Below are 6,404 nucleotides of genomic sequence, written 5' to 3'. Positions count from 1 at the left end.
CCGGTGCTCAAAGCTACGCCGCCTAGAACTTCTCGGTCCTTTTTATCCTCCTTTTTGAACACGCTCTTATAGTATTGTAACAGCAACACAATTTTTAATATCGAGGTGCTTGATAAATGAGTTCGTTAAAGGAACAATTTGAAGCAGTAGATGGCAACACATTTCCAGGTAAAACATATGTTGATGAATTGTTAAAACCTGTATTTTATGATCAAAAAAAATACCTATTTGATGCCATGTTTATGATCCATAAAGCACATACCACCATGCTGGGAGAACAAGGTATTTTAACAAAGGAAGAAACAAGTAAAATATTATCAGGTATAGACGAAATCGAAAATCTTGATCGGCAAAGTATCACGTATTCAGTAGAATATGAAGACCTATTTTTCCTTATCGAGACTAAAATTGGCGATCGTATTGGTGATGAATTAGCAGGCAAAATGCACATAGCAAAAAGCAGAAATGATATGGGTGAAGCAATGTATCGAATTGTGTTACGGAATTATTTACACAATACAATCGAAAACGCTAAAAAATTAAGTCAAGCGATTCTTCATCAGGCCGAGAATCATGTGTATTCGGTGATGCCTGCCCACACACATACGCAGCCTGCGCAGCCAACCACATTTGGTCATTATTTAGTTGCTATTTACGATAATTTACAACGTGATGTTGACCGATTAAAGCATGCCTATCAAACTGTCAACCAATCTCCTATGGGGGCTGCGGCAATAACTACAACTGGATTCCCGATCAACCGGGAGCGAATGGTAGAATTGCTTGGATTCGATGGTTTGATAGAGAACTCTTATGATGCTATTGGTACTGGGGATTACTTAATCGAATCCGCACAAGCTCTGATCAGCCTAATGACAAATATCGGCCGCTGGATTCAAGAATTCTTACGTATGGCCTCAAAAGAAGTAGGGTTGATCAAGGTATCAGATGCCTATGTTCAAATCAGTAGTATTATGCCTCAAAAAAGAAACCCTGTATCGATCGAGCATTCTCGCTCAATTGCTAGCAGTGCGGCGGCTGAGGGAATGGCAGTGATTCATATGATACACAATACTCCTTATGGGGATATTAATGATACGGAAGATGATTTACAACCACATTTATATACTGGTTTTGAAAGAGCAAACCGTGTATTAAGGTTAATGCATGCGGTTATTTTAACAATGGATTTTGATATCGATCGCGCCTATCAGCAGGCCAGGGAAAATATGATAACCATCACGGAACTTGCCGATGTATTAGCACGTGACTATCAAATTTCATTTAGAAAGGCACATCAAAAAGCAAGTATTGTAGCAAAACAAGCCGATAAAGAAAATAAACAATTGTACCAAATAAGTCTGCATGAAATAAATGATTGGTTAAAGGATGTAGTATTAACAGCTAAAGATTGGCAAGAAATCGTTGACCCAATCTGTTTTGTAGAAAGAAGAAATATTACTGGTGGTGTAAACCCCGAAACGGTTAAAGACATGATTGAAAGGAGAAAGTATTTGTCTTATAAATAGGTGAAAAATGGTAAAGAACCTTTTCAAATATACAGAGTTAAGGATTGGTACGAAAAAATAATAACAGCCAGAGAAGCCACATAGCTACTGGTTCTCTGGCTGTTTTTAGTATGTCCGAAAGTTGTCGGGTATATCCACATTTTTAACTATCTTAAAAAAGATTTTAGGTTGTGGGGTGGCCACGGAATACTCCACCATTTTCTCTCATTTATTATGGTTTAGTACTTAATCTTTTTAAAACATTTGCAAATAACAATGTCCTTTCTTTTAGGCTATCTACTATTAAATATTCATCTTTACTGTGCTGTTTTCCTCCAACTGGACCTACCCCGTCAACTGTTGGCAAATTCATAGCCGCCGTAAATGAGGCATCAGAACCTCCTCCAGTAGCCGTATGTTTTATATCCAGGCCAAGCGCTTTACCCTCCTGTTGGATAATGCTGACCAACTGTTGAATTTCGTTGGTAAATTCCATTGGTGGCCTGTTTATTCCTCCAGTTAACTCTAATTTAGTCCCTTCCACATCTGTTTTACTACAAACCGATTTTATCTTTTCGTCAATCATACTTCCTTGGTCAGCAGTACTTATTCTGACATCAATATCTGCCTCTGCTTCCGGTGCAACTGTATTGACAGAGGTTCCTCCTTGAATCAGACCAACATTTACATTCAAGTTCTCTTGTGGATTGGATAGAGCCTGCAAAGAAATGACCTTATGAGCCAATTCTTCAATCGCACTAATCCCCTTTTCTGGCTCGATTCCTGAATGGGCAGCCTTGCCTTTTACCTTTAACTTATACGTTCCTACTCCCCTTCTGGAACTAACAATCGATCCATCCGCACGAGCGGGTTCTACCACAAGTGCCCATTTCTTTCCGCTGGTTGCATTCTCAATTAACCTACGGGATGATTTAGTGCCAATTTCTTCATCACTATTCAATATAATTTCTACATTTTTATAACCTGAAACATTCTTTTCGGTTAACGCTTTTAAAGTAAAATATACCATAACTTGACTAGCCTTCATGTCAATAACACCAGGACCATATGCCTTACCATCAGATATGGTAAAAGGTCTATCGTTAGCTGTTCCTTTTGGAAAAACGGTGTCCATATGGGCTACAATTAAAATTTCGGGATCTACAGCATCTTTATGTCGAATTACTAAATTGTTCCCTACGTTTTGTTCTTCTTTAACTGTCACTAAAAACCCTAGCTGCTCATACCTCTCTTTTAACATCTTGCCTACTTGATCGACACCGTTCTTATCATAAGATCCGCTATCTGTATTCACTAACTCCTCCAGCATCTCTAACATGTCATTAAAATGCTTCTCCACAAAATCTTTCATTATTATCCCTCCAAAATTATCTGTATTTCAAAATTAAATTTAATAGTTTGGTCTCAACTGTGACTCCTCCCAAGGTCATTTCGTCAATTTCATACCCGATACCAGCGTATTTTTCAAACTTTTAACATTTTACAAGATCCGGCAAAATTCTTTTTAAGACTATCACTTTTTATACCCTTGACTCATTATAACTAATTGTCTTAGTATTCGACAATTAGTTTATAAGGTTTAGTAACAATTTACGGGAACATCATCCGGCAAATAACAAAAAAACAAATTAGATTCAAGCAAAAATTCTTTTGTACCCATTACAACTGATAGCCACCTGAATGTTGAAATATATTGAAACCAAATATCGTCAGTTAAAGGATATACTTGACTTTGACCAATATCAACTGCTTTTTTGCAAGACATTATTAATAAAGGTTTCTATAGATCCAAAGTTTTTCCTTCAAAAATCTATTGACTTTGAAGGAAAAACTTTATTATAATTCAATACATATTTACAATTTCAGCAATATTTCGAGTGGTGTTGTTTATTCAAAAAACAAAATACCAAGTTGCAGGAGGATTTATATGAGTGTACATTCCAAAACAAAAAAGCCTTTGAAGCAAAAATTAAAATTTAAAATGCCTGATGCATATGTGCTACTTTTCTTTGTGGCATTAATTTGTGCTATTGCCACTTACTTTGTACCAGCAGGAGAATTTGAAAGGGTAACGAAGGGAACGGTCTCGACCACAATTCCAGGTAGTTACCATACTGTCAAACAATCCCCTGTTGGTGTTGTTTCATTTTTTACAGCGATTGGAAAAGGTATGGAAGCAGCTGCCCCTATTATCTTTTTGATACTTTTTACTGGTGGCACAATTGCTATCCTTGAAAAAACTGGTGCTATTGATGGATTGATTTTTCACGTTATTAACAGATTTCGAAAAAAACAACTTTTTTTTATTTGTATTGTGGCTGCCTTATTTTCAGTTCTTGGAACAACAGGAATCGTTGTAAACTCAGTCATCGGATTTATCCCTATTGGAATCATTGTTGCCAGAACATTAAAATGGGATGCTGTTGTGGGTGTGGCAATTATTTATCTTGGTGCCTATGCTGGTTTTAATGCCACCATATTATCACCGTCTCCTTTAGGGATTTCACAAAAAATTGCAGAACTTCCAATGTTCTCGGGTATTGGATTACGTACTGCCATTTATATTTGTTTCTTAATTGCTACTATTGTTTATATTTACTTGTATACAAAACGTCTCAAAAAGAAAGGCAGTGTACTTGGTAACGAATGGTTTCCGAGTAATGCCCTTTCTAGTAGTGATGATGCAGAGAGCACGCCTGCATGGACTATTCGACATAAGCTTATTATCGGGATAACAGCTTTATCACTATTAGGCTTTTTGATAGGTGCTTTATGGCTAAAATGGGACGATGCCGAAATGACAGCGACCTTTATTTTTATTGCCATTTTAGCTGGAATTATTGGTGGGATGAAAGCCAATGATATTGCCTCAACATTTTTGCAAGGATGCCAACGCTTAGTCTACGGGGCATTAATTGTTGGCATGGCCCGTTGTATATCCGTTATTTTAGAAGAAGGCAATCTACTTGATACGATTGTGAATGGACTAGCGCATCTATTACAAGGACAAGGTCCTCTCTTCGGAACAATTGGAATGTACATTAGTAGTATGGTTTTGCACTTTCTTATTTCATCTGGATCGGGTGAATCGGTTGTTTTCATTCCAATCCTTGCACCATTAGCAGACTTGATGAATATTACCAGACAAGTCACCGTGGAAGCGGTCATGCTTGGTGAAGGTGTCGTGAATTGTCTAAATCCGACATCTGGTGTTCTTATGGGTGTTCTAGCCGCCAGCGGAGTCCCGTATGTCAAATGGATCCGTTTTATGGCTCCGCTAGCATTAATCTGGTTTTTAATTGGACTTATATTCCTGACCATCGGGGTAATGATTCATTGGGGTCCTTATTAATAGGGATAAGACAGCACCCTTGACTCTTTACAATTCGTAATAGAGGAGGCATAGTTATTACCAACTATGCCTCTACACTAATATACCTTCCAGAGAAAGTGTTCATGTCCATAGCGATTAGAAACATGGGACGCAACACCCTTTTCGAAAATACTTGATAAAATTCAGAAAGTTCCTGGCATCCTCGCAATGTTCCTGTCCATTACATTACATTCTTCTTATAATCACCCTGACTATTTTTCTTCTTATTTCCTGAAATCCATGCAATCAAAATGGCCAAAATCAGTACCAAACCTAGATAACCCGTAACCGGATAGACAGTTCCAACCAATTCAGTGAAACCGACAAAACTGGCACAAAAGGAAAGTAGACTGATCACGACAACACTGCTCCTAAAACGCGGTGTTTCTGGCTTGATAAACCGGGCAGTAAAAGAATATAACATGCCAACAGCGGTATTATAAATCATGCCTAATAGAGCTATGGTCATCAACAATCCAATTACCGGAGACAATTCAGTTGCGAGAAATAATGTTGGCATTGCCATATCTTGAATAATATCAACATTGATAAATAATGCTAGATTGATCAAGAACAATAACAGACCAAGTCCCAGGCCTCCTAACAGACCGCCGAAACTTGCAACCTTTTTATCTTTTATCGTCCCTCCGATAATCGCAAGCATGGATAAACCAGCCGTAATATTATAAGAAACATACAATATTCCACCAATAAACCAATTGGGTGCAGCGGACGGCTGACTCTTTGAGATGGTGTCAAGCTGACTAAGGTTGATATCATTCGTGAAAATGGAATACACCGTGATCACAAAAATTAACAGCAGCAGTAGTGGGGTAATCATACTAATCAGGGAAATAACTTTTTTGACATTCAGACAAAGCGTAAGAATAACCAGGATAGTCAGGATGAATGCCCCAATAATTGGCGGAATACCGAATTGCTGCTGAAAAATAGACCCGCTTCCGGCAATCATCACAGATGCCACGCCAAATAAGAAAAAGGTAACTAAAATATCGATTCCACTTCCGATATACTTGCCACAAATTTGATAAATCACGGCTCTATGCGAAATAGTTTGCAAACGCGAACCGATTTGCAAAATCTGCATGCCCAAAAATGCAAATAATATGGCAGCGATCCCTGTTCCAACCAGACCACCCCAGCCAAAACTAGTAAAAAACTGCATGACTTCCTGACCCGATGCAAAACCAGCCCCAACAAGCAAGCCGATATAAGCACCAGCAATTTGTAAACTTTTTTTCAATGCATACACTCCCTTTTTTAAACATTCAGACATCTATACGAAAAAGAAAAACGTCGCTACCGCTTGCCAGCCAGCAACGACTTGAATCATTTTCCCGCAATTGATATTCAAAATCCCATAAAACACTATGGAATTTCTTTGTGGACCAGATTTGAGCACTCGGCATCTACTACATCCATTACTGTTCTAAGCTACACCGGCTCGAGCCTGGCCCCTTTTATCTTTGCATATATAACCA

The 6,404-nt window shown here is 38.1% G+C and carries 4 protein-coding genes; 2 read left to right on the top strand and 2 right to left on the bottom strand.

The genetic code is table 11. The features are described from left to right. The first annotated feature begins 116 nt into the window (after positions 1-116). A complete protein-coding gene (argH, locus tag ABRT01_RS14340) occupies positions 117-1,529 on the top strand; it encodes an argininosuccinate lyase (RefSeq protein ID WP_269410245.1) in 1,413 nt (470 codons plus the stop codon). 211 nt (positions 1,530-1,740) lie between these two features. Here the strand turns inward: argH and ABRT01_RS14335 are convergent, their stop codons facing one another. Continuing rightward, entirely contained in the window at positions 1,741-2,880 is a 1,140-nt protein-coding gene (locus ABRT01_RS14335; RefSeq protein ID WP_269410246.1) for a M20 family metallopeptidase, read from the bottom strand. Positions 2,881-3,456: 576 nt separating this feature from the next. On the opposite strand from ABRT01_RS14335, the gene ABRT01_RS14330 reads away from it, so the two are divergent. Beyond that, the gene (locus ABRT01_RS14330; RefSeq protein ID WP_269410247.1) at positions 3,457-4,881 is read left to right on the top strand and encodes a YfcC family protein; all 1,425 of its coding nucleotides are present in this window, start codon (positions 3,457-3,459) and stop codon (positions 4,879-4,881) included. 202 nt (positions 4,882-5,083) lie between these two features. Here ABRT01_RS14330 and ABRT01_RS14325 read toward each other — a convergent pair whose 3' ends face one another. Continuing rightward, positions 5,084-6,166 (bottom strand): YkvI family membrane protein, encoded by a 1,083-nt coding sequence (locus tag ABRT01_RS14325; RefSeq protein ID WP_367748074.1) that lies wholly within the window; start codon positions 6,164-6,166, stop codon positions 5,084-5,086. Positions 6,167-6,404: the final 238 nt, after the last annotated feature.

Source organism: Lentibacillus sp. L22, from assembly GCF_040812445.1.
GTDB lineage: Bacteria > Bacillota > Bacilli > Bacillales > Amphibacillaceae > Lentibacillus_C > Lentibacillus_C daqui.
The sequence above is the reverse complement of the archived record's forward strand: the minus strand, read 5'-3'. Positions and strand labels throughout refer to the sequence as shown.

Coding starts and splice junctions, on each gene's coding strand:
- argH (WP_269410245.1), top strand. CDS start 117: ATGAGTTCGTTAAAGGAACAATTTGAAGCAGTAGATGGCAACACATTT.
- ABRT01_RS14335 (WP_269410246.1), bottom strand. CDS start 2,880: ATGAAAGATTTTGTGGAGAAGCATTTTAATGACATGTTAGAGATGCTG.
- ABRT01_RS14330 (WP_269410247.1), top strand. CDS start 3,457: ATGAGTGTACATTCCAAAACAAAAAAGCCTTTGAAGCAAAAATTAAAA.